We start from the raw sequence: 21874 nt of genomic DNA, 5'->3' as shown, positions 1-21874 counted from the left end.
GAGTAAAAATAGGAGGTTATATTGTTGAAAGTCGTTACAGTAATGAAGCAAGGAGTCCTAGTTATCAGGCTTGAAGGTGAATTGGATGTTTGCGGGGCCGATGAATTTCGTGCAGTAGTTGACAAAGAGTTGGAAGTAACTGGAGCCAAGCATATTTTACTCAATATGCAGGCAGTTGATTTTATTGATAGTTCAGGTTTAGGGGTTATTCTTGGGCGCTATAAGCGAATTGCCCAGCTTGGTGGTAAAATGCTTGCTGTCCATCTGGAACCGAATGTGCAGCGAATATTCGAATTAGCTGGTTTAATGAAAATCTTAACAATATATAAATCAGAAGAACAAGCCTTAGAGCTGCTATAAGGGGGCTATGCCAGTGGAAACAAGAATCAAAAACCAAATAAAACTCTCAATCTTAAGCATCAATGAAAACGTTGGCTTTGCCAGAGCCGCTGCAGCTGCATTTGCTGCACAAAATGAGTTAACGCTTTCTGATATTGATGAAATTAAAGTCGCGGTTTCAGAGGCTGTATCTAATGCAGTAATCCATGGATATGGTGGTGAAGATAATCCGGAGAATAATTATATTGAATTAACTATGATCTTATATTCAGACAAGATTGAATTTACTATAATTGATTACGGGCGTGGAATCGCCAATATTGAGGAAGCTCGTCAGCCTTCATTCTCCAGCGATCCTGAACGCATGGGGTTGGGCTTTGTCTTTATGGAGTCATTTATGGATGAGCTTGAGGTCAAATCTGAACTAAAGCAGGGTACAACGGTGAGAATGGCCAGATCGCTTGCGCCAGTCACCGAACATTAGGTGAAACACATGCTCAAAGAGGAAGAGTTTAAGGAGCTATTACTCAAAGCTCAGTCGTCAGAACCTACTATAAAAGAGTTTGCTACCGAGCGCATTCTTGAAAATAATTTGAATTTAGTGCGTAGCATAGTCCACCGCTTTACCAACCGTGGTTATGAGTGGGATGATTTATTTCAGATAGGCTGTATCGGACTTCTAAAAGCGATTGAACGCTTTGACCTCTCTTTTAGCGTTAAGTTCTCCACTTATGCAGTACCTATGATTATCGGCGAAATTCGCCGTTTTATCCGGGATGACAATCCTATTAAGGTTAGCCGCCCGTTAAAAGAACTAGCATATCGTGTCCATAAGACTCAGGAAAAGCTGCAAGGTGATTTAGGAAGAGAACCAACAATTGGCGAGATTGCTAAAGAATTGTCGTTAGCGCCGCAGGAAATCGTTTCTGCGCTTGAAGCCGTTCAACCTCAGGTATCAATATATGAACAGGCGTTTCAGGGCAGTGATGGCGGCGACACAATTCATCTGCTTGACCAGTTAATACACTCAGACGGTCAAGATACCGCCTACTTTGATAAGCTGGCACTAAAAGAAGTACTTGCTCGGCTACCGGTGAAAGAGCGTACCGTAATATATCTACGCTTTTTTAACGATAAGACTCAGGCTGAGATTGCTGCAATAATTGGGTTATCGCAGGTACAGGTATCACGGATTGAAAAGCAGGCATTAAAAATTATCAGAGAATTACTACAGACCTCGTAGTGAGGTCTGTTTTTTATTGCAAAAATAACTCTGATTTGGGGCATAATAAATCCAGAGGTGATAAAGATGAGTAACAGTGTAATCAACAAGTTAAAGATTAAAGGAATTATTTACCTATTCTTAGTGTTTTTGTTGATGGCAGGCAGCACTGCAGCCTGGTTATACTTTGAAGCTGATCTACCCAAGAAGGCTCCAATTAAAGCCAAGCAGGTTTTTCTTTGGCATAACAATTTAAATAATGCGCAAACTATAAACGCAAACAAAACATAATCGTAACAGGGGGTAGTAATAATGGTAGTAAAAGTGATTGAACTTGTGGGGACTTCCCGCCACAATTGGACTGACGCTGTAGACAATGCCGTTTTAGAGGCTGCCAAAACTGTTGACGCTATTCTGGGCGTTGAAGTAACAAACTTTACTGCTAACGTAGATAATGGCCACATAGCTGAGTATAAGGCTGATGTAAAAGTAGCCTTTCAGGTTCAGCACTAATTAAATAAGGTGTTTACAGAGAGTGCCGCTGGCACTCTTTGTCATTATATGAATTAATCAGTATCGCTATGGTCAAAATATAAGCAGACTGAATGCTCATGTTCGCTTATCAGATAACCTGATCGCTAATATCCATCAGGACAATAATGGAGGTGTACAATGTTTGACAGTAAAGTGAGTCAGGCAGAGCAGCAAAAATTCCAGGAGCAGTTCGAGCAACTAAAACCAAAACCACCAATAATAAAAAATGTACTATGGGCATTTTTTGTTGGTGGATTGATTTGTGTGCTAGGACAATTCTTTTTAAATTATTTTGCCAGCATTGGCTTAAGTAAAAAGGATGCTGCCGGTCCTACCAGCATCTTATTAATATTTTTAAGTGCCCTATTCACCGGCTTAGGTATTTATGATGAATTAGGACGTAGGGCGGGTGCCGGTTCAATTGTACCGATAACCGGCTTTGCTAATTCCATTGTTGCTCCTGCCATGGAGTTTAAAAGAGAAGGCTATGTTTTTGGTATAGGAGCCAAAATGTTTGTTATTGCAGGGCCAGTGTTGGTATATGGTATTTCAACAGCAGTTCTTATCGGTTTTATTTATTGGCTAAAATTATAGAGGAACGAGGATACAAATGAACAAAAAGAGAGGTAAACAAAGTATAGTTTTTACATCTCCACCAATTATAACAAGTGCTGCTAATGTTGTCGGACCGATGGAGGGTGACGGCATCTTAACTGAGTTTTATGATCGAATACTGAAAGATAATCTTGATAATAATTCCAGTTGGGAAAAATGCGAATCTAGTATGATGGAATGGGCTTTAAAAACGGCAATATCTAAAGATAACAGTAGTAGTGATGATGTGGATTATGTACTTGCGGGAGATTTACTTAATCAACTAATGAGTACACATTTTGCCATAAGAAACATTGGGCGCCCCTTTCTGGGGATGTATGGCGCTTGCTCAACATTAGCCCAAAGTATGCTAGTAGGCTCTATGCTCATTGATGGCGGTTTTGCCAATAAAATTGCTGTCGCTGTTTCTAGTCACCATGATACTGCGGAGCGGCAATATCGATTTCCTACAGAACTCGGTGTCCAACGACCGCTGGTATCGCAATGGACAGTAACAGGATCTGGTGCGCTTGTAATCTCGGGTAATGGTGATGGTCCGCGGATTACAGCTGCAACGGTGGGGAAAATAGTAGATATGGGTATTAAAGATCCAAATGCTATGGGACCAGCTATGGCCCCGGCAGCGGCTGATACATTATGGTGTCATTTTAATGATACTGGCCGGCAGCCCACCTATTATGACATGATTTATACCGGGGACCTGGGGAGTGTCGGTAAAGCGTTGGTTATCGAATTGTTTAAGGAAAAAGGGGTTGATTTAACATCAGTATACGAAGACTGTGGCTGCATGATTTTCCGGAAAGAGCAGGACGCGCATGCTGGCGCTAGCGGTTGCGCCAGTTCGGCTGTGGTATTTTCCGGATACATCTATCGAATGCTAAAACGGCAAAAATTACGCAAAGTACTGCTTGTAGGTACAGGTAGTTTACATAGTACAACATCTTATCAACAAAAAGAATCTATTCCCTGTATTGCGCACGCAGTGGCAGTGGAACTATAAAGGAGGTAACCCATTTGCAGGCATATATAATGGCTTTTGTCATCGGTGGCCTGATTTGTGTTATTGGCCAATTACTTATGGATCTTACACCACTCACACCAGCCCATGTTTTGGTGTTGTTTGTCGTTTTAGGCGGTATTTTAAGTGGTCTCGGGCTGTATCAGCCGTTAGTTGATATTGGTGGTGCCGGGGCAAGTGTTCCCTTAACGGGCTTTGGGCATGCACTGGTTTCTGGCACAATCGAGGAAATAAATAAAATAGGATTCTGGGGAATTTTCAGCGGCGCAGTAAAAGCTACAGCCACCGGAATTACTGCAGCAGTATTTTTTGGTTTAATGATGGCTATTGTTTTCAATCCAAAAGGATAGGCAGGACAAATGAAATGATGGCAGTAGATATAGTAGGTTTGATTATATCCATAATTGTAATTGGTATCCGGTATCCGCATTTTGCCTTGGCAGCAGCATTGGCAAATACAGCAGGGCAGGTGCTTATGGCAATTTTTTTAGCAGGAAATATCGAAAAGATTGTTACAGCCGGAGCGTTTAGTTCTGCTTCAGTTACAAATCTAAGTGAATTAAAAAGCCTTCTTTTTGCCTTCAGCGGCCCTTTAACAAATTTCATTATTAGTAAAGCTGCAGGTGGAATTGAATTTGTCAGCACCGCTCATTTAGTCAATCCGGCAGCTGTAGTAAAACATCCGTTCGCTGTTACAAACCTTAGGTTTGCAGTCATTTCTTTAATTTTGAGTATCTGTCAGTTTTTTTAAGTAAAGCATGAGGTGATAAATGTGCCGAAGCGAATTTCCAGTAAAATCTCAAGTTATATAAAGCCAAGCCAATCACAATCACAAAATCAGGAGCGAACGCAAGTGGATGACGAAACACTGATCGCTGATATGGCCAAAGGGTTCTTGCAAGCTCAAGCCAAAATGTCGCAAGGGTCTCAGCAAAACAATTCGCACGAGGTTATGGGCCTATTAAGCAAGATTAATCATCAATTGGAGAACTTGCAAACGTCGTTAAATGCCAGTAACAAATCAGGCAACCAGTTTCAACAGTCAAACCAAAGTCAGCGGCTACAACAAGGGCAGGGACAGCAATCTCAGCAACCCCAACAGGGGCAGCCGCAAGCAACAGGTTCACAATCAGAAGCTGCTGTTTCCCAAGAGCTGAGAAATTTATTTAGCATACTCCTGCAAAATGGCAGCCAACAAAATAATTCATCCGGCGACAGTCAAGTTCAAAGCTCGCCACAGCAGAGCCAAACCCAAAATCAGGCTCAAAGTCAAAGTAACGAACAGGGTAATAACTCTAATAAGAATAGTTCAGTTGCAGTACAAACGGCAGCCCAGGTCCTTGCTCAGGCACAGTATGAGCTTTCTAATGAGCTTGAAACCAGCCTGAAAAAACTGAAACAGGTAATTAGCGAAAGTGAGAAAATCGCCAACAAGATTAGCAATCTATTAGGAGAAGAAAATAGCCAAAAGTAATGAGGTGTAATTAATTTGACCAAAGTTAAAGAAGTCAATAAAAAAATTCGCGTAATTCTTGTTACCGACGGCGATCGGGTTGCACAACATGCTGTGGAGAATATTGGTGCCTCACTCGGGTTACGCTGTATTTCAGCCTCCGCAGGCAATCCAACACCGATCAGTGGCAAAACCATCGTAGAGCTGTTAAAAACCGTACCATTTGATCCTGTACTGGTGATGTTTGATGATAAAGGACATAAAGAGAAAGCTGAAGGTGAACGGGCACTCGAATATGTTGCAAATCATCCTGATATCGAAGTATTGGGAGCCGTGGCTGTAGCCTCTAATACAACTGGCATTGACGGAGTTCAGGCTGATGCCTGTGTTGATTGTCAGGGACATGTGATTGACGTTTCTGTTGATAAAAAAGGTGAGGTGAAAAAGCTAAAAGAATGTGGCTGTAAGCCGGTCATTACCGGAGACACTGTTGACGTTCTTAATGATGTTGAAATTCCAATCATCATTGGCGTAGGTGATATTGGCAAGATGGATAAGCATGACGATTTAAGCCGTGGTGCCCCTATTACCCGTAAAGCTATTGAAGAGATACTGAAACGGAGTGGCATTAGTTATGACGGATGAACGAAAAATAGAAAAAGACATTGACGATAATATAAATTATATTAAAGACTATTTGGGGGTAGGAGAAACATTTGATGTTGTTTTTCGCGAGTTTAGGGTAGGGCGAAAACGCGCTGCGTCATTTTCTATTAATGGCATGACAAATGATGTTGTATTGTCAAATGTTTTTGAAGAGCTAACAGTTTACAATCAGGAAGATTTGACAATAAACACAATGCAAAAGCTTTTTTATTCCCGTGCCACCCATTCCCAAGCCAAATTAGTTGAAAATATGAATGATGCTATAACTAGCTTATTATCAGGCGAGTTACTGTTTTTTGTAGATGGTGAAAGTCAGGTCCTGGTTCTGGATGCCCGTTCCTATCCGGTCCGGGCTCCGGCTGAATCAAACATTGAAAAAGTCACGCGAGGCTCCCGGGATTCTTTTGTAGAGACAATTGTATTCAATACTGCTCTGATTAGGCGTCGTCTGCGTGACCCTAATCTACGGTTTGAAATAGTTAAAGTTGGGACACGCTCGCAATGTGACATTGCGGTTTGTTATATTAAAGACATTACTAACCCCGATCTTGTTGAGACAGTCAAAAAACGTATAAATAATATTAATATTGATGGTATACCGATGGCTGAAAAAGCCATCGAGGAATATATTGTCGGCGGCAGTAAATGGAATCCGTTGCCTATGGTCAGATACACTGAGCGTCCGGACGTTGCCGCAGTTCATCTTTTAGAAGGACATGTTTGTATAATTGTTGATACTTCACCTAATATTATGATTTTGCCGACAACATTTTGGCATCATGTGCAGCATGTTGAGGAGTATCATCAAAACGTTGTGGTAGGTTCTTATTTGCGGATTGTGAGATTGGCAGGCGTGATGCTTTCGCTCATTCTGCCACCCTTATGGCTTGCAATGGTGCTTAACCGGCAACTATTACCTGAATCCCTTGCTTTTTTAGGCCCGCGCGATCCGGGTATTATTCCCCTTGGGCTCCAGTTTATTTTAGCTGAATTTGGAATAGAACTGGTACGCATGGCTACTGTTCATGTCCCTACAGCCCAGTCAACATCACTTGGTTTTATCGGGGCATTTATGTTAGGTGATTTCGCCACAAAAGTAGGCCTATTTGGCAATGAAATCATCTTCTATACCGCTGTTGCAGCAGTAGGTGCTTTCGCAACCCCAAGCATGGAGTTTGCAATGGCTATGCGATTGTTTCGTGCGGTTCTGATTGTGTTAGTTATGCTATTCAAATTACCCGGTTTTATCGGAGGCTTAGCAGCTGTTTTCTTATTATTATTAAGCTCACGCTCTTTCGGAGTACCCTATCTCTGGCCTGCATTACCTTTTAATTTCAGCGCTATGAAAGACGTATTGCTCCGATTGCCTATTCCTAATAAGATTTTACGGCCTGCTGTTTTAAAGCCTCAGGATAATGATAGGTTGGATAGTGCCGGGGTTAAGGAAAATAGCCAAACAAATAATAAAGGCAAAAAGAAAGAAAAATAGAATTAGCCGCCTGGGTGAAGTGATATGATATGCTCCCCAGGCGGCTAATTCTATTTACCCCGGAAAAACTCTCTGACACGCCCCATACTTTCATTTATATTAGCTTGCTGTTCCATAAATGATCCTTTATTCTCAGCGTCAACGGCATCCTTTATCTGGGTTACGGTCGAGTGAACTTTGGTGATTTCTCCTAAAATCCCGATCTGCTCCATACTGGGCTTTACCTGTTCCCAGGTACTTTGAAGTTCTTTCACTTTAGCAGCAGCTTTTTTCCAGTCTTTGTCTGCTACGTAAAAACTGACATTGCGAATGGAGTTACTAACAGCAATAATATCGGCGATTGGCGATAACTTATAAGATTTGCCGATGTCGCTAACACTACCCATGAATTTAATTAGGTTTTCATAGGAGTCGGTTACTTTCTGACCATCAATAGCGGCGGTTAGTTTGCTGATCGCCTCATCGGCCTCCTTAACGCCTTTTTTATCTCCGACGGCCCCTTTAGCTTGCTGCCACAAGGTCTGCAAATTACTAAGACCGGCTTGCGCTTGAGTCCAGTCCTCTTTATTGATACCTTCAAAGACAACCCCGGCTGTTGACTCTAAATCATAGAGTTCAGTTGGCGAGGCATAAAACCTTTCGATAAAAGGGGGATTAGGTTTTGCTTCCACAGGTTTACCGGCCGGCCCGACATCCGGTTTCGGTGCCGGGCCTGACAATAAACCACAGCCACTTAAATTAAACGCCAGAATAACCACCGCAACCACTGTTTTTATTGATGTGGTCAATCGCACTAAATATATTCCTCCTTTCATAATTGGACGATTTACATTAGTGTGCCCTAATATATTTATTCTGAGCATATTGCGGTATTTTTAGTATGGAAATAAATCAAAGTATTTCATTTTGCTTTTTAGAGCTTTTTTAGTATAATTTAGTAGTACGCTGACTGAATTGATAAGGGGGACTCCATTTGTTTGGTTTTGACGCCGATATGATATTTAGAATACCGGCACTGTTAATTGCTTTGACTGTGCATGAATATGCTCATGCCCGGACTGCAGTTGCTTTAGGTGATCCAACACCACGGTTCATGGGACGGCTGACGCTGAATCCGGTCGCACACCTTGATCCCATTGGTTTATTGATGTTGTGGTTGTTTAAGTTTGGTTGGGCCAAACCAGTGCCTATCAACCCCAGTTATTTCAAAAACTATCGCCAGGGGATGGTAATGGTATCACTGGCCGGACCAGTTTCCAATATGATTTTGGCGTTAATTACTGCTTTTGCAATTGGTATTTTAGCTAAGATGCAGCTATTAAGCGGAGACTGGGTTAAGGTATTATGGATGACTTACAGCTATAACATCATCCTGGCCATTTTTAATTTAGTACCAATACCACCACTAGATGGATCAAAAGTATTGGCAAGCCTATTACCTGGCCGGCAAGGTCATGTATTTGACCAGTTGGAACAATATGGCCCATTTATTCTGATGGCGCTCGTTTATGTTGGCGTGATCGGTATGATTACCTACCCCCTGGAAAGAGGTTTAGCCTATATTATTAATTCAATAGTAATGACAGTTTTATAACAGGAGGAAATCTAATTGACTAAAAAACGTATTTTTAGTGGTATGCAACCATCCGGAAAATTTCATATGGGGAACTTTCAAGTACTAAACAACTGGATAAAGCTCCAGAATGAATATGACTGTGTTTATTCCATTGTTGACTGGCATGCACTTACGTCTTCCTATGAGGATACCCGTATGATTCCAGAGCGTATTGAATGTATGGCTCTTGACTGGCTGAGTGCTGGTCTTGACCCTGAGAAGAATATTATTTTTGTTCAATCCCATGTTAAGGAACATGCTGAACTACATCTATTATTATCTATGATGACACCGTTATCCTGGCTGGAACGCGTGCCTACCTACAAAGATAAACTGCAGCAATTAGGTGATATGGGAAAAGAGATCAATACCTACGGCTTCCTGGGTTATCCTGAATTGCAAACTGCCGATATTGTATTATATAAAGCTGATGCCGTACCGGTAGCAGAGGATCAACTGCCTCATCTGGAATTAGCGCGGGAGATTGTCCGCCGTTTTGCTAATTTGTACAAGCCGGTGTTCACTGAACCACAACCGATCTTAAGCCCGCTACTGCCAGGTATTGATGGCCGTAAAATGAGTAAATCTTATGGTAACGAGATCCCCTACGCCGCTGAGCCGGATGAATTGCAGGCCAGGGTAAGACTAATGATTACCGACCCACAACGTGTTAAGAAAACTGATAAAGGTAACCCTGACATTTGCACAGTGTATACCTTCCATAAAATCTTTAGCCCGGATTATGCCGAAATTGCCGGACACTGCCGCAATGCCAGCATAGGTTGTGTAGAGTGCAAAAAACGTCTGGCAGAGAAGATGGTTACAACACTGGCCGATGTTCACGGGCGCCGCAAGGTGATGGCAGGTAACCCGGATAAAATCAAAGAGATCTTGGCATATGGCGCCGAGCGGGCGCGTAAAATAGCGGCAGCAACCATGGATGAGGTTCGGACCGTTATGAACCTGGCCTGATGAACCTATGTCTGGCTATACGATTAAACTAGAAACCTTTGAGGGGCCGTTAGCCTTATTAATGCACCTAATCGAAAAGCATCAAATTGACATTTATAATATCCCGATAGCAGAGGTCACCGGACAATACCTGAAATACCTTGCAGCAATGGAAGAATTTAATATAGAAGTAGCTAGCGAGTTCTTGCTTATGGCAGCTACGCTGCTGCAGATAAAATCGCGTATGCTTTTGCCACGGCCAGTTATAAGTGAAGCGGTTGCTGACGAGATTGATCCCCGCCAGGAACTTGTCGAACGACTGATAGAGTATCGCAGATTTAAACAAATTTCTGAAGTGCTCGGTCAATTTAGCAGTGAACGGGACAAGTATTTTACCCGGTTGCCGCAGGAATTCGCCCAACAGTTTTCACTGCCTGAAGGGCTCTCATTGGACGATTTGTTAAAAGCATTTGCTGCTCTTTGGGAAAGTGCTGTGCCGGATTTTGCTGTAATTGCTCCTGAGGAGATTAGTGTCAGAGATAAAATGCATGATATTATCACCCTGCTGAGAAGTAATAATGGGCAGTTAGAGTTTGGCAAGACGCTTATCAGAAACGGATCCCGCACCGAAGCTATTGCTGCATTTTTAGCTTTATTGGAGCTTATCAGATTAAAGCGGATTAACATCTATCAGGAACAGCCATTTGCACCTATCCACCTTACTTTAAAGGAGTGAAAGGCATATGTCTGATCACCATTTGCAAGGGCCTACAGAAGCCTTGTTATTTGCTAGCGGACAGCCGTTGCCGGCAGATAAAATTGCCGGCATATTACAAATACAAACAGATCAGGTTCATACGCTGATTGCTGATATGATAAGCTCAATGTCGGTTGAAGGGCGGGGCCTGACCATTGTCGAAGTAGCCGGTGGTTACCAATTATGTACTAAACCTGTTTTTTCTGATATTGTCAACAAATTGTCTGATATACAAGAAAATAAACTATCGACAGCCGCCTTAGAGACGCTGGCTATTGTGGCTTTTAAGCAGCCGGTAACCAAACAAGAAATTGAGGGTATTCGTGGTGTAAAATCGGATAGGGTCGTAACCACACTTTTAGATCGAATGTTGATTAAGGAGACCGGGCGTAAAGAAGCAATAGGCCGGCCTATTCTGTATGGGACAACAAACGAATTCTTACAGTGTTTTGGCTTAAAAAACCTCGACGATTTGCCTGCTATTGCTAACCTGCTTCCTAATAAACATCCTGAGGAATAAAGACAGTCATTTGACTGTCTTTATTCTATTCACCAAGGATATGAAATTACAGGGCGCATATAGAGCGGAAAAGTGTATAAATTAACTAATAGACTCATAAAGAGGTGAGAAGGTATGAACAACTGGACAATTGTTTTAGCAGCAGCTGTCATTTTGCTGTTGATGCTTTCGCGAATAAATATTTATATTGAACTTTATGTCTGCAGGCATAACGATGACGATCATATAGCTATTACCCTATATGCCTTAAGACCGCTGCTGGTTTATGCCATTAAGATTCCGGTCATTGAGATTGTACAATATAACGATTTGCCCTGGATTACCTCGAAAATTAAAACTCCGCAAGGCGGTACCGAGACTTATGTCGCTCGCGAACAGCGCTTTGTAAAAAGGATGGTTGAAATTTTTGTAAAAAATCCACAAAAATTCCGTAAATTGATGAGAGGGGTCAACCGATACATCCGCCTTTATCGCTATTACATTAACAGTCTGGTTTCATCAACACATTGTGAAAAACTCGATCTAAAAGCGGCATATGGTTTTGACGATGCCGCCTGCACTGGACTTGCAATGGGTGTAGTGGGAGCAGCCAGGGGACTGCTGCTGACATCGCTTAACACTCGCCTAAAGCTTGAGGCTAAACCTAATATTAACGTTACACCGGTATACGGCCAGAGCCACTTTGCACTCGAATTCAAGTGTATATTAAGAATAAGACTTGGCAAAGTTATTACTGCGACTATTGCTACTTTAACTAATTCATTGTACAAGGAGGCGACTCGCAGTGGCTGAGCATCCAATACAGGGTTTAATGAAGACTGCTATGGAGAGTATCAAAGGCATGGTTGATGTAAATACCATTGTCGGCGATGCTGTTGAGACACCGGATGGTACAGTAATTGTTCCTATTTCACGGGTGGCATTCGGCTTTGCGGCTGGCGGTGGTGACTATGAAGCAGAAGAAACGGCAACTGCTCAAAGCCACCCTTTTGGTGGCGCCAGCGGCGCCGGAATTAGTGTGAAACCAGTTGGATTCTTGGTATGTTCCCCAACGAATGGTGTTCGGTTTATGTCAGTAGAGAGTAACCTTCTTTATGACCGTCTTATTGATATGGTGCCACAAGTTATGAATAAAATCGAAAGTATGCTTGGCGGCAACAATGACGATGATCTCGAACAGCTTGCCCAAACTGCTGAAACTCAGCCTACCCACCAATCTTCAGATCACTTTTAATAAACCTGAGATTAGATTATTAAAAACCCACACATGATAGTGTGGGTTTTTGCATATAAATCTACTGATGTAATTATTGAACCAGGTTGTCAAGTTTGTTTTTAATCTGTGTTGAGTGCAAAGCTTCGGCTTCGGCAAAATGTTTAAACATTTTTGCTACCTCTTTGTCATTAACACGATCGGCAAAAGACTGGTAATCACGCACAAGTTCTTGTTTCTGCGTAAGGGTTGTACGTAAAGCTGTTTTGATATCAAGTGTTTCCATATTGAGTACACCTCCTCGATTTTGTTAGTATTATCTCCGGCTAAGAACGAAATAATGCCAGGATATTATTTCACAGACAGATAATATATTCGAGAAGGGTTAATTTGGAAAATATATATTTTTGACCTCCGGGGAATTTAATTATATAATATCTTTGGTTTATCCTAAACGAAAGGATTGGATTAATGGGACAACTAGCTAATCTTGGGAGATTATTATTGATGTGTCTGGTGCTTTTACCAACAGTTGGCCTCGCGTCAGAATACCCTCCGGAAGTGACGGCAAAATCAGCAATTGTAATGGAAGTTTCCACCGGAAAAGTGCTGTATGGCAAAGAAGCGGCAGAGCGGCGCTATCCGGCCAGTACTACCAAGATTATGACTCTGATTACAGCGCTCGAGTATGGCAAATTAGACGATGTGGTTACAGCCAGTGAAAACGCGGCAAGCACAGAAGGCTCATCACTATGGCTTACACAGGGAGAACAGCTCAAAATGCTGGATATGTTCTATGGCATAATGCTGATCTCTGGCAATGATGCTACAGTAGCAGTAGCTGAGCATATCGCAGGGTCTGTGGAAAATTTCGCCAAGTTGATGACAGACAAAGCACATGCACTTGGTGCAGTAAACAGTAATTTTGTCAATACAAGCGGCTTGCCAAACGAGAACCATTACACTACAGCTTATGACTTGGCAAAAATTACGGCATATGGCTATAAGAATCCGCTGTTTTCCCAGATTGTTTCAACTCAGCATAAAATTGTTCCCTGGCCCGGTAAAGACCATGACAGGGATTTGTACAATGAAAACAAAATGTTATGGCTGTATGATGGTGCTAACGGGGTAAAAACAGGTTATACTGATGCGGCAGGACGTTGTTTAGTTTCAGCCGCTAAGCGTAATGGCACTCAATTAGTTGTCGTAGTGTTAGACAGCGATCATATGTGGGATGATTCGATCAAGTTGCTGGATTATGGGTTTGCTCAACTTAAGCAGGTGCCTGTAATTAGTCAGGGTGACATTTTAAAGACAGTCAAAATAAACGAAGGTAAAACAGGTGATATTAAGTTGCTTGCAACAAACGATATATCTGTACCTATGGCGGATAATGAACATGACAAGTATTCTACTGTAATTGATGCCCCCAATAAATTAAATGCCCCTATTACCTCAGGGCAAAAATTAGGGACAGTAAAAGTCATGTATAATAACATAGAAGTTGCCAGCAGTGACCTGATAGCGGACCGGTCGGTAGAAAAAAAATCTTTTTTCGGACTGCTTTGGGGATCTGTGTGGGGGTTTCTGACGCACGTAATCCGCAATTTTGCATAAGGGCACATTAGTGCGGCCTTTCAAGCGTTCTAGCCTGATAAAATCCGTCATACCATCATAATGGGTGATAGACAATGATTAACGTAATTTGGTTGCTGCTTATGGCAAGCGGGATCATTTATGCAGGCCTGAACGGACGGATTGAGGTTGTTACATTAAGCGCAATTAGCGCTGCTAAAAGTGCGGTAGAATTAGCTATTAATTTAATTGGTGTAATGTGTTTGTGGCTAGGTATCATGAAAATTGCTGAGTTATCCGGACTCATCAAAGTCATCTCCTACATTTTGCAGCCACTTATAGGTCTTTTGTTTCCCAGCGTACCCAGAAATCACCCCGCAATGGGCGCAATTATTATGACTATCAGCGCCAATATGCTGGGATTAGGCAACGCGGTAACCCCCCTGGGGATTAAAGCTATGCAGGAACTGCAAACCCTCAACCCCAAGAAAGATACGGCGACTCCGGCTATGTGTACTTTGCTGGCTTTATGCACAACCGGTTTTACCCTTGTACCTGCGACTATCATAGCATTACGGTCAGCAGCAGGTTCAATCAATCCTACAGAGATTGTCGGGCCGACACTTGTTGTAAGCCTGCTTGCCACTATTCTCGTTCTTGTCATCGATAGGCTATGCCGGGCGATATGGAAGCAGTAATGGGGGTGGCCTTAGGTGCTAATAGAATTATGTGAACAGCTATCAGTTTGGGCTATTCCTACGATACTGCTTGTTATCCCTATTATTGGATATATACGCAAGGTTAAAGTATATGAAGCCTTTGTTGAGGGGGCAGGGGAAGGCTTTCATACCGCGATCCGCATCCTGCCGTGCCTTGTAGCAATGCTGGTAGCCATTAGTATATTTCGCGCTTCAGGTGCCATGGATGCCTGCGTAGCCTGGCTGGAACCGGCATTAAGTGTCTTTGGGGTACCTGCTGACTTAGTCCCTCTGGCAGTCATGCGTCCCTTGTCTGGCAGCGGCTCACTGGGGCTGGCTACTGAAATTTTAAACACATATGGACCGGACTCGCTGGTTGGACGAATTGCTTCAACAGTGTTAGCAAGTACGGACACTACTTTTTATGTGCTTACCGTATATTTTGGTGCTGTAGGCCTGAGTAATCCACGCTATGCCGTACTGGTCGGCCTGTCTGGTGATATCGCCAGTTTCCTGGCTTCTGTCTACATATGTCAATTCCTGTTTGCACATTAACTGGTAACAAAATGTTACCAGTTTTTTTTGTGAATCTACTTGTGGCATATGGCAGTGGCACGAATACACTGTAATGTGATTTAAAGCAGGGAATTGGAGGGGTAGTCCATGATTAAAGTGGTAGTGGTTGGTGGTGGATGGGCTGGTTGTGCAGCAGCCTTAGCAGCGGCTAAAGCCGGAGCACAGGTAGTTTTGCTTGAACGCACCGACTTATTGCTGGGAACCGGCCTGGTCGGCGGTATATTTCGCAATAACGGACGGTTTACGGCAGCTGAAGAAGCTATTGCCATGGGTGGTGGGGACTTATTTGTAGCTATGGATGCCAATAGCAGACACCGGGGCATACATTTTCCCGGACACAGTCATGCTTCTTTTTATGATGTAACTACAATGGAACCTTTAGTAAAAAAGATTCTACAAAACTATGGCATTGATATTAAAACAAGAACAAGGGTATCTAGTGTAGTTAAATATCGCAAAAAAATCCAATACCTTGTAGATGATAACGATGAAATGATCCAAGGTGATGCCTTTGTTGACACGACAGGTACTGCCGGACCAATGGGTAACTGCTTAAAATATGGCAATGGCTGTGCTATGTGTATTCTCCGTTGCCCGACCTTTGGCCCGCGGGTAAGCATTACAGCCAAGGCTGACGTTAAGGAAATCATGGGTAAAAAGGCTGATGGCACTTATGGGGCCATGAGTGGCTCCTGCAAAATTAATAAAGATTCACTGCGGCTTGAACTTAAAGATCAGCTCGAAAAAGAAGGCATGGTAGTTATTCCATTGCCCGAAAACCTTAAAAAGTCAGGGATGCTTGGTAAAAAGGCCTGCTCACAGTATGCAATTGCCGACTATGCCGAAAACATTGTACTTATTGATACCGGCCATGCTAAGCTGATGACACCGTTTTTCCCGCTGGACATGTTAAGGACAATACCCGGGTTGGAACGCGCCAGATACGAAGATCCCTACTCAGGGGGTGTAGGTAACTCCATGCGTTATTTGGGAATGGCCCCTTGTGATAGCTCACTGAGAGTAGACGGAGTAGATAACCTATTCTGCGCAGGAGAAAAAGCGGGGATTATGGTTGGACATACCGAGGCGGTGATCACCGGTTTATTAGGAGGTCACAATGCTGTGGGTATATGTACGATTTGATATGCATTAATCAACCGCAAAGTCAATTTTAATAGAATCATCTTTAAATACCTTCACAGAATTGACCATGCTATGAACAAGAGCTCGTTGTTCAGTCGGTGATGATTCTGACCATGTAAAGCGAATGTTTTTAAGAATCTCGCATAAATGACCGATTGTAAGTTTCTTTTCGTCATTCGCAGTCAATGCAGCTTCGTATTCTGAAATTTGTCCTTCTAAAACTAGACGCCGTTCTCGGAGCTCTTTTACTCGTTCAAAGAGGTCATTTGAATTAATATCGCTATTTTCAAAAGCATCATACCAACGATCAATTTTCTTTTTTATTTGGTCAAACTCTTTTTGAGCCTGTGTAAGCGATTTTGCAATAAATTTATTTGAATCATTATTGAGGGACTTCTCAGCCACCTCTTTAAACAAATTCGTATTTTGACTATATTTCATTATATAGTGCACTACATAGTCATCGATCATGTCCGTTCGTTTGTAGCCGCACTTACATGCCCGGTCTTTAATCATGCTCTGTTCACTACCATCCTGCGAGTAACAAACGTAGTAGGCAACTTTACCTTTAGGATTACGAGGATTCCGATACACTTTTTTTAGCCGCATTCGGGCGCCGCATTCGCCGCAATATATTATACCTTTTAATAAGCCTGCTTCCGCGTCAGGATTATATGAACTCCGTTGTTCTTGAATCCCTTTAGCTTCGTAAAATTGCGCTTCAGTAACGATTGGTTGGTGAAGCGCTTTGTAGAAATTGCCCTTATGTTCGATTAGACCGGCATAGAACGCGTTATGGAGCATTCCGTTAACAGTTGACCTATGCCAAAATTTCGCGCCGCCTGGGGGGCTTATATGATTAGTTGTAAGCGTATCAGCAATAGCCTGATAACCTACTCCTGTAGTTAAATATTGTCTAAATATAAAGCGAACTATCTCAGATTCTTTTTCGTCAATCTCTACACTTTTACTCCCAGAAATATGTTTGTAGCCATAAGGTACGGGCCCACCCATAAACCGACCTTGCTTAGCGGCCTCTACTTTGGCGTCGGTGACACGCTCAATTAACTGGTCACGTTCCAATTGAGCAAATACAGCCAACATACCGATAGCAGCTTTGCCAAATGCTGTCGTTGTATCAAATGGCTGAGTAACAGATTTAAAGCCTACACTGGAAGGCTCAAAAACATCTTCGATGAGGTATAGTACATCCTTTTGTTTACGTGAGATACGGTCCAGTCGAATGACAACTACAGCATCAAACTTCTTTTGTTTTGAGTCGTCAATAATCCTCTTCATGGCTGGTCTATCCAGGTTCTTAGCGCTGTAACCATCATCGACATAAAAATCATATACTTCCCAGTCTTGAGATTGGCAATATGCTACGATTCTAGACTTCTGAGAGGGTATTGATAAATCTTTTTCTGCTTGTTCATCCTTGGATACGCGTAGATACGCAGCTACTAACATGCATTACCTCCTAAACACTATGTGTAAATTTATCATAGTAAATAACAAGAGGGTAGGTACAAAAAAATGTCTCAAAAGCAATATACATTACTGAAGAATAAAGTAATTTTATAAGATATCCTGATAGAATTGATAATAGGGAAATGCCTCTTGTAATAGGGCATTGGAAGGGTTTTATTTTACTATATTTGGAGTAGAGAAATATATTCACTTCTTGCTCAATTTGCTGACTGAGAGGTGCGCTTACGTTTTTAATAAGATAAGAGTGTTCTATAAAACCATCCTTTAGTCTATTAACTAGCAAGGAGACAATCCGAGTCTGCATATGATTTAGGGGAGGGGTGATTATGGGATTGAGGAAATTTTACGAAATTCTGATTTACGGAATTCCGGATTCGCCAGAAGGAGTTGGGCCTCTGATTCGAGTTGCGCGTGAACAGTTGGAAGAACAAAATAAGCAACCAGAAAAGGAAGCCAAAATGCCGGATGATTCCGGCTGGGAATTAGGTAGACAAGCCGGATGATTTTAATATCGTATCCTAAAAAAATGTAACGTAAGGCGGCGGCGTTATGCGATGTACAAACTTCTAACCAACAGCATCAACGAAACGGGATAGAGAATTTAGAATTGACCCTCATGGGCGAGTCATATGATTACTCAATGCTACCGACTAGATACGTAAGGACCGGAGATAATTGTCGTTGGAAGATCATGGTGACAAAGTGCTGAAAATTAAAGGCCTTGGTTTATTGGAGAGAATGGCAGATAAGGCCAGGGAGGCCAATCCACGAAATCAAACAGTATATGAGCCGCCCCTCGGATTAATTTCAAGCCAGAGGATCAAAAAAATTAGCCCAGTAACAATCTGAGCTAATGAGCTATAGTGACTAACTTCTTTCGAGAACAGTGAATTTAATTAAAACCTACGAAAACGTCTAAAACGACGGAACAGGAAGAATGGGAAAAATGGGAAAAATCCAAAACCACCGAATCCGCGACCGCCAAATCTGCCGAAACCACCGAATCTGCGGCCACCGCCGAACCCATCAGGATTACCGGGCGGATCGTCGTTCGATCCCATATCAGCTGGTGCACCACACATTGGACATTCATCTTGTTGATCATCATACTCGCAATCGCAGTAAGCACATATTCTACGTATGTCGTACTCGCAGTCGCAATCTTCGTAAACCCTGTATTTCATGGAATAGGTACCAATGCATCTTTTCCCAGATGCTGGCATGGGCTTGCATGAAGGCATACATTCATGCATTGGCATACAGTTATAGTCTTTCCTTGGTTTACAGCGATTCATTTTCATACCTCCAATAAATTTTAGCTGGCTCCTATTTATTTTATGCACGATTATGGTGAGATGTTAAGTAGATTAAGGCCTATATCTTTAAGAAACTCTTTGAATGATTTTTGATGTTTATGTTGTAACAGTTAAGTTTTATGTAACATAGAATGGAATATAAAACTTAAAGGAGGTGAGTAAATGGAGGAAGACAATAGGAGTTATTGCAATTGCGGAAAAGAAGAGCTAACTCATGTACACGAATTTTTAGGAAGTACCAAATTGGCAGAATTAGAAGAAGACCCGCATAACCATCGTTTTGCTGGAGTTTCAGATGAAGTTATCCCCGTGGGAAATAACCATGTACACGAAATATTTACAAGAACAGATTTTTATGAAGACCACTTTCATAAAATTTGTATTCGAACAGGTCTTGCGATTTTTGTAGGTAATGGCAAACATGTACACTTTGTAGATGGAACAACTACTGAGGCTGAAGACCATGTTCATGATTTTGTATTTGCTACTCTAATTCAAGACCCAATAGGGGACTAACAATTGTATTGAGAACGTCACGACTATGAACTCAGATAAACAAGAAAATTTGATCACAGATAAAACTGGTAAGGAAGCAGAGCGAAGAGAATCCATAAATAAAGGGCAGCTAGTCTGCCCTATTTCCGCGTTTATATTATTTGGGGGTGGGTTTCGCTATAGATACAAACAAAGAAGATCGCGAAGCGTTAAGATGGGTATTAAATTATCATGATTTACGTAAGTCATACATAGCATTGACTGGGATTGTTGTCATCAGCATCACAAGAAGTGTCCGAAGTGTTGGCATGAATTTCCTCACAAGTGCCCTAAGTGTCACAATAATTTTAAGCATGATTGGTGCTGTTAATTATTAAAGCGTCCTACGGGGCGCTTTTCTTAGGCCCAAATCCAGGAGGTGACCACCATGCCCCACTGCAACCAAACCGACTGCCGCTTTTGCGATGAATCACAGCTCCTTTGCCAAAATGAAGCCTATCTGGTTGACAGGTGGTGCATCACCTTCAAACGGCGACCGCGGGGGAGAGAATTATCGGGAGCTGATGTGTAAGATGGACTACAAGTTTCCTATAAAGACATTGTTTAATTACTAATCACACCCTTTATAAAGCTGTAACTGTTTGCCTTAGTTGCTGGCTGGATACAGTATATTAATAGATACTATGATACCCAAAAGTGCGTACTTGCTAATTAACTGGCGAGTGTTATCATTACAGCAAGGAGCCTTATAAGGGTGCCAAAGGGGTAAAAGGAGTGAGTGGTTTGAAGTTGTTTGAAATAAATCAGGAACAATGTACTCAGTGTGGTATTTGTACAAAAGTGTGTCCAGTGGGAGTTTTGGACCTAGGGGTAAATGGTATAGAGGAGACTTTTCCCCATGCATGTATTGCCTGTGGTCATTGTGTAGCTGTGTGTCCTACGGCTGCCATTGATAATCATCAAACACCACAAGTAAATCAGGAAACCATAGAAAAGTTTCCGGTTTTGGATAAGAAAACGGCTCAAGAATTTCTTAGGTCTCGTCGTTCAATTCGGTGTTACAAAAATATTCCTGTACCCCGAGACCAATTACTGGAGTTAGTTGAGATAGCACGATTTGCTCCTACTGGTAGTAACAGTCAAGGTATATCTTATATGATTGTTGAAGATACCCGAATTCTTCACAAGGCGACAGAAGCAACGATAGAGTGGATGGAAGATCAGAATAAAACACTGTCGCACTGGAGTTTTGATTATCATATTCGTTCCTATAGGGAGAAAGGTAACGATCCAATCTTTCGGGGCGCTCCTCACCTTATTCTGGGCACCGCTCAAAGTAATTTTCCACGTGCAAGAGAAAACACTGTTTTTTCTCTTACTTATCTTGAACTATATGCAACTGCGCTGGGTTTAGGTTCTTGCTGGGCAGGACTCTTTGAAATGTGCGCTTTCTCAAACTATGAACCTCTGTTAAAATTGTTCAATGTTCCGGAGGGTAAGGTTCTGACAGGCGCTGTTATGGTCGGTTATCCTCAGTATAGCTATAAACGTCTTGTTGACCGGAACCCACTGGATGTCACTTGGTTGTAAAAGTTCCTCATAGCAGAATTAAAGAATCTGGGTGGCTTGGTGCCTCCTGGCTATGTTATTTGGCTAGTATGATAGTTGCAGCATATTATAGTATATTAGCTGAGACGCATATGAAAAACGCCGGCAAAGTGGCCGGCGCGGAAGTTAAATATGTGATTGGACGGATAGGCAGTTTTTTCTGTTTTGATTTAGCCCCGGTTTCAGCTGGGGCTTTTTTATTTTGCCGCTCAAGGAGACCTGGCGGCTTTTCAAGCTATTCGTGCTTCCCGCGACTCCCTGGAGGACTTTCGGCTGTACCGGCAGGCATCTCGCCCACCGTATCCTTCGGGGTACGGCCTTTATTTACTCATAGTATAAACCCTTAATTCTTGTTTATCCTATCTGAGTAAAGGAGTGATGAGTTATGATGGATTACGGTGGCGGCTTTTTCCCGTTTGGAATGGTATTTATGATTTTGTATGCAATTGTAGTTATTTACTTCCTTATGCAGCTTGCTGGAATAAATAAGGCGCTGCAAAGGATTGCGAGCACGTTAGAAAGAAAGAAGGAGTAGATTGGTTCCAAGAGTTGCAAAATGAAAAAATAGTATAGAAAG

30 protein-coding genes are annotated in these 21874 nt (G+C 42.2%); 26 read left to right on the top strand and 4 right to left on the bottom strand.

The window, feature by feature from the left end:
- Positions 1–24 precede the first annotated feature (24 nt).
- From spoIIAA to VN379_RS20365, 12 genes are all read left to right on the top strand, one after another.
- Positions 25–360, top strand: a complete 336-nt coding sequence (spoIIAA, locus tag VN379_RS20420) for an anti-sigma F factor antagonist (RefSeq protein ID WP_325537273.1) — start codon at positions 25–27, stop codon at positions 358–360.
- A gap of 13 nt (positions 361–373) precedes the next feature.
- Positions 374–823, top strand: a complete 450-nt coding sequence (gene spoIIAB, locus VN379_RS20415) for an anti-sigma F factor (RefSeq protein ID WP_325537271.1) — start codon at positions 374–376, stop codon at positions 821–823.
- A gap of 9 nt (positions 824–832) precedes the next feature.
- Positions 833–1582, top strand: a complete 750-nt coding sequence (locus tag VN379_RS20410) for a SigF/SigG family RNA polymerase sporulation sigma factor (RefSeq protein WP_325537269.1) — start codon at positions 833–835, stop codon at positions 1580–1582.
- Positions 1583–1648: 66 nt separating this feature from the next.
- On the top strand, positions 1649–1852 hold the full coding sequence (locus VN379_RS20405) for a hypothetical protein (protein WP_325537267.1): 204 nt from the start codon (positions 1649–1651) through the stop codon (positions 1850–1852).
- 21 nt (positions 1853–1873) lie between these two features.
- Positions 1874–2074, top strand: a complete 201-nt coding sequence (locus VN379_RS20400) for a dodecin family protein (protein ID WP_144350347.1) — start codon at positions 1874–1876, stop codon at positions 2072–2074.
- A 159-nt stretch (positions 2075–2233) separates the two neighbouring features.
- A complete protein-coding gene (gene spoVAC / locus VN379_RS20395; protein WP_325537263.1) occupies positions 2234–2689 on the top strand; it encodes a stage V sporulation protein AC in 456 nt (151 codons plus the stop codon).
- A 16-nt stretch (positions 2690–2705) separates the two neighbouring features.
- A complete protein-coding gene (spoVAD, locus tag VN379_RS20390; RefSeq protein WP_325537262.1) occupies positions 2706–3710 on the top strand; it encodes a stage V sporulation protein AD in 1005 nt (334 codons plus the stop codon).
- A gap of 29 nt (positions 3711–3739) precedes the next feature.
- On the top strand, positions 3740–4078 hold the full coding sequence (gene spoVAE / locus VN379_RS20385; protein ID WP_325537260.1) for a stage V sporulation protein AE: 339 nt from the start codon (positions 3740–3742) through the stop codon (positions 4076–4078).
- Between the two features lie 14 nt (positions 4079–4092).
- The gene (locus tag VN379_RS20380; RefSeq protein WP_325537258.1) at positions 4093–4479 is read left to right on the top strand and encodes a hypothetical protein; all 387 of its coding nucleotides are present in this window, start codon (positions 4093–4095) and stop codon (positions 4477–4479) included.
- Positions 4480–4581: 102 nt separating this feature from the next.
- Complete coding sequence (locus VN379_RS20375) at positions 4582–5202, top strand: hypothetical protein (RefSeq protein WP_325537256.1); 621 nt, start codon at positions 4582–4584, stop codon at positions 5200–5202.
- 15 nt (positions 5203–5217) lie between these two features.
- A complete protein-coding gene (locus VN379_RS20370; RefSeq protein WP_325537255.1) occupies positions 5218–5826 on the top strand; it encodes a stage V sporulation protein AE in 609 nt (202 codons plus the stop codon).
- Positions 5816–7336 (top strand): spore germination protein, encoded by a 1521-nt coding sequence (locus tag VN379_RS20365; RefSeq protein ID WP_325537253.1) that lies wholly within the window; start codon positions 5816–5818, stop codon positions 7334–7336. The genes VN379_RS20370 and VN379_RS20365 overlap by 11 nt, the downstream gene beginning before the upstream one ends.
- A gap of 50 nt (positions 7337–7386) precedes the next feature.
- Here VN379_RS20365 and VN379_RS20360 read toward each other — a convergent pair whose 3' ends face one another.
- Positions 7387–8130 (bottom strand): DUF4363 family protein, encoded by a 744-nt coding sequence (locus VN379_RS20360; RefSeq protein ID WP_325537251.1) that lies wholly within the window; start codon positions 8128–8130, stop codon positions 7387–7389.
- 179 nt (positions 8131–8309) lie between these two features.
- Between VN379_RS20360 and VN379_RS20355 the strand changes: the two genes are divergently transcribed.
- From VN379_RS20355 to ytfJ, 6 genes are all read left to right on the top strand, one after another.
- Positions 8310–8930, top strand: coding sequence for a site-2 protease family protein (locus tag VN379_RS20355; protein WP_325537249.1), 621 nt, complete (start codon positions 8310–8312; stop codon positions 8928–8930).
- Between the two features lie 15 nt (positions 8931–8945).
- Positions 8946–9923 (top strand): tryptophan--tRNA ligase, encoded by a 978-nt coding sequence (gene trpS / locus VN379_RS20350; RefSeq protein WP_325537247.1) that lies wholly within the window; start codon positions 8946–8948, stop codon positions 9921–9923.
- 7 nt (positions 9924–9930) lie between these two features.
- Positions 9931–10638, top strand: a complete 708-nt coding sequence (locus VN379_RS20345; RefSeq protein ID WP_325537245.1) for a segregation and condensation protein A — start codon at positions 9931–9933, stop codon at positions 10636–10638.
- 7 nt (positions 10639–10645) lie between these two features.
- Positions 10646–11179, top strand: coding sequence for an SMC-Scp complex subunit ScpB (gene scpB, locus VN379_RS20340; protein WP_325537243.1), 534 nt, complete (start codon positions 10646–10648; stop codon positions 11177–11179).
- A gap of 114 nt (positions 11180–11293) precedes the next feature.
- Positions 11294–11971, top strand: coding sequence for a DUF2953 domain-containing protein (locus tag VN379_RS20335; RefSeq protein ID WP_325537241.1), 678 nt, complete (start codon positions 11294–11296; stop codon positions 11969–11971).
- Complete coding sequence (gene ytfJ / locus VN379_RS20330; protein WP_325537239.1) at positions 11964–12413, top strand: GerW family sporulation protein; 450 nt, start codon at positions 11964–11966, stop codon at positions 12411–12413. The genes VN379_RS20335 and ytfJ overlap by 8 nt, the downstream gene beginning before the upstream one ends.
- A gap of 73 nt (positions 12414–12486) precedes the next feature.
- Here the strand turns inward: ytfJ and VN379_RS20325 are convergent, their stop codons facing one another.
- A complete protein-coding gene (locus VN379_RS20325; protein WP_325537237.1) occupies positions 12487–12678 on the bottom strand; it encodes a rubrerythrin family protein in 192 nt (63 codons plus the stop codon).
- 185 nt (positions 12679–12863) lie between these two features.
- On the opposite strand from VN379_RS20325, the gene VN379_RS20320 reads away from it, so the two are divergent.
- From VN379_RS20320 to VN379_RS20305, 4 genes are all read left to right on the top strand, one after another.
- A complete protein-coding gene (locus tag VN379_RS20320; protein ID WP_325537235.1) occupies positions 12864–14012 on the top strand; it encodes a D-alanyl-D-alanine carboxypeptidase family protein in 1149 nt (382 codons plus the stop codon).
- Positions 14013–14086: 74 nt separating this feature from the next.
- Complete coding sequence (locus VN379_RS20315) at positions 14087–14668, top strand: nucleoside recognition domain-containing protein (RefSeq protein ID WP_325537233.1); 582 nt, start codon at positions 14087–14089, stop codon at positions 14666–14668.
- Positions 14669–14683: 15 nt separating this feature from the next.
- Positions 14684–15223 carry a spore maturation protein gene (locus VN379_RS20310; protein WP_325537231.1) on the top strand — a complete coding sequence of 180 codons (540 nt, stop codon included), beginning with the start codon at positions 14684–14686 and terminating at the stop codon, positions 15221–15223.
- Between the two features lie 108 nt (positions 15224–15331).
- Positions 15332–16387 (top strand): FAD-dependent oxidoreductase, encoded by a 1056-nt coding sequence (locus VN379_RS20305; protein ID WP_325537229.1) that lies wholly within the window; start codon positions 15332–15334, stop codon positions 16385–16387.
- A gap of 6 nt (positions 16388–16393) precedes the next feature.
- On the opposite strand, the gene VN379_RS20300 is transcribed toward VN379_RS20305, so the two are convergent.
- A complete protein-coding gene (locus VN379_RS20300) occupies positions 16394–17857 on the bottom strand; it encodes a recombinase family protein (protein ID WP_325537227.1) in 1464 nt (487 codons plus the stop codon).
- Positions 17858–18204: 347 nt separating this feature from the next.
- Between VN379_RS20300 and VN379_RS20295 the strand changes: the two genes are divergently transcribed.
- The gene (locus VN379_RS20295; protein ID WP_325537225.1) at positions 18205–18381 is read left to right on the top strand and encodes a hypothetical protein; all 177 of its coding nucleotides are present in this window, start codon (positions 18205–18207) and stop codon (positions 18379–18381) included.
- Between the two features lie 393 nt (positions 18382–18774).
- Here VN379_RS20295 and VN379_RS20290 read toward each other — a convergent pair whose 3' ends face one another.
- A complete protein-coding gene (locus VN379_RS20290; RefSeq protein WP_325537223.1) occupies positions 18775–19173 on the bottom strand; it encodes a hypothetical protein in 399 nt (132 codons plus the stop codon).
- 183 nt (positions 19174–19356) lie between these two features.
- Here VN379_RS20290 and VN379_RS20285 point away from each other — a divergent pair, with 183 nt between their 5' ends.
- The 3 genes from VN379_RS20285 (at position 19357) to VN379_RS20275 (ending at position 21832) form a co-directional block, all read left to right on the top strand.
- On the top strand, positions 19357–19710 hold the full coding sequence (locus VN379_RS20285) for a YmaF family protein (protein ID WP_325537221.1): 354 nt from the start codon (positions 19357–19359) through the stop codon (positions 19708–19710).
- Positions 19711–20472: 762 nt separating this feature from the next.
- Positions 20473–21279, top strand: a complete 807-nt coding sequence (locus tag VN379_RS20280; protein WP_325537219.1) for a nitroreductase family protein — start codon at positions 20473–20475, stop codon at positions 21277–21279.
- Positions 21280–21682: 403 nt separating this feature from the next.
- Positions 21683–21832 (top strand): hypothetical protein, encoded by a 150-nt coding sequence (locus VN379_RS20275; RefSeq protein ID WP_325537217.1) that lies wholly within the window; start codon positions 21683–21685, stop codon positions 21830–21832.
- Positions 21833–21874 lie beyond the last annotated feature (42 nt).

It is taken from the genome of Sporomusa sp. (genome assembly GCF_035561255.1).
GTDB lineage: Bacteria > Bacillota > Negativicutes > Sporomusales > Sporomusaceae > Sporomusa.
Note: the sequence above shows the minus strand (reverse complement) of the source record. Positions and strands in the feature narration are given on the sequence as shown.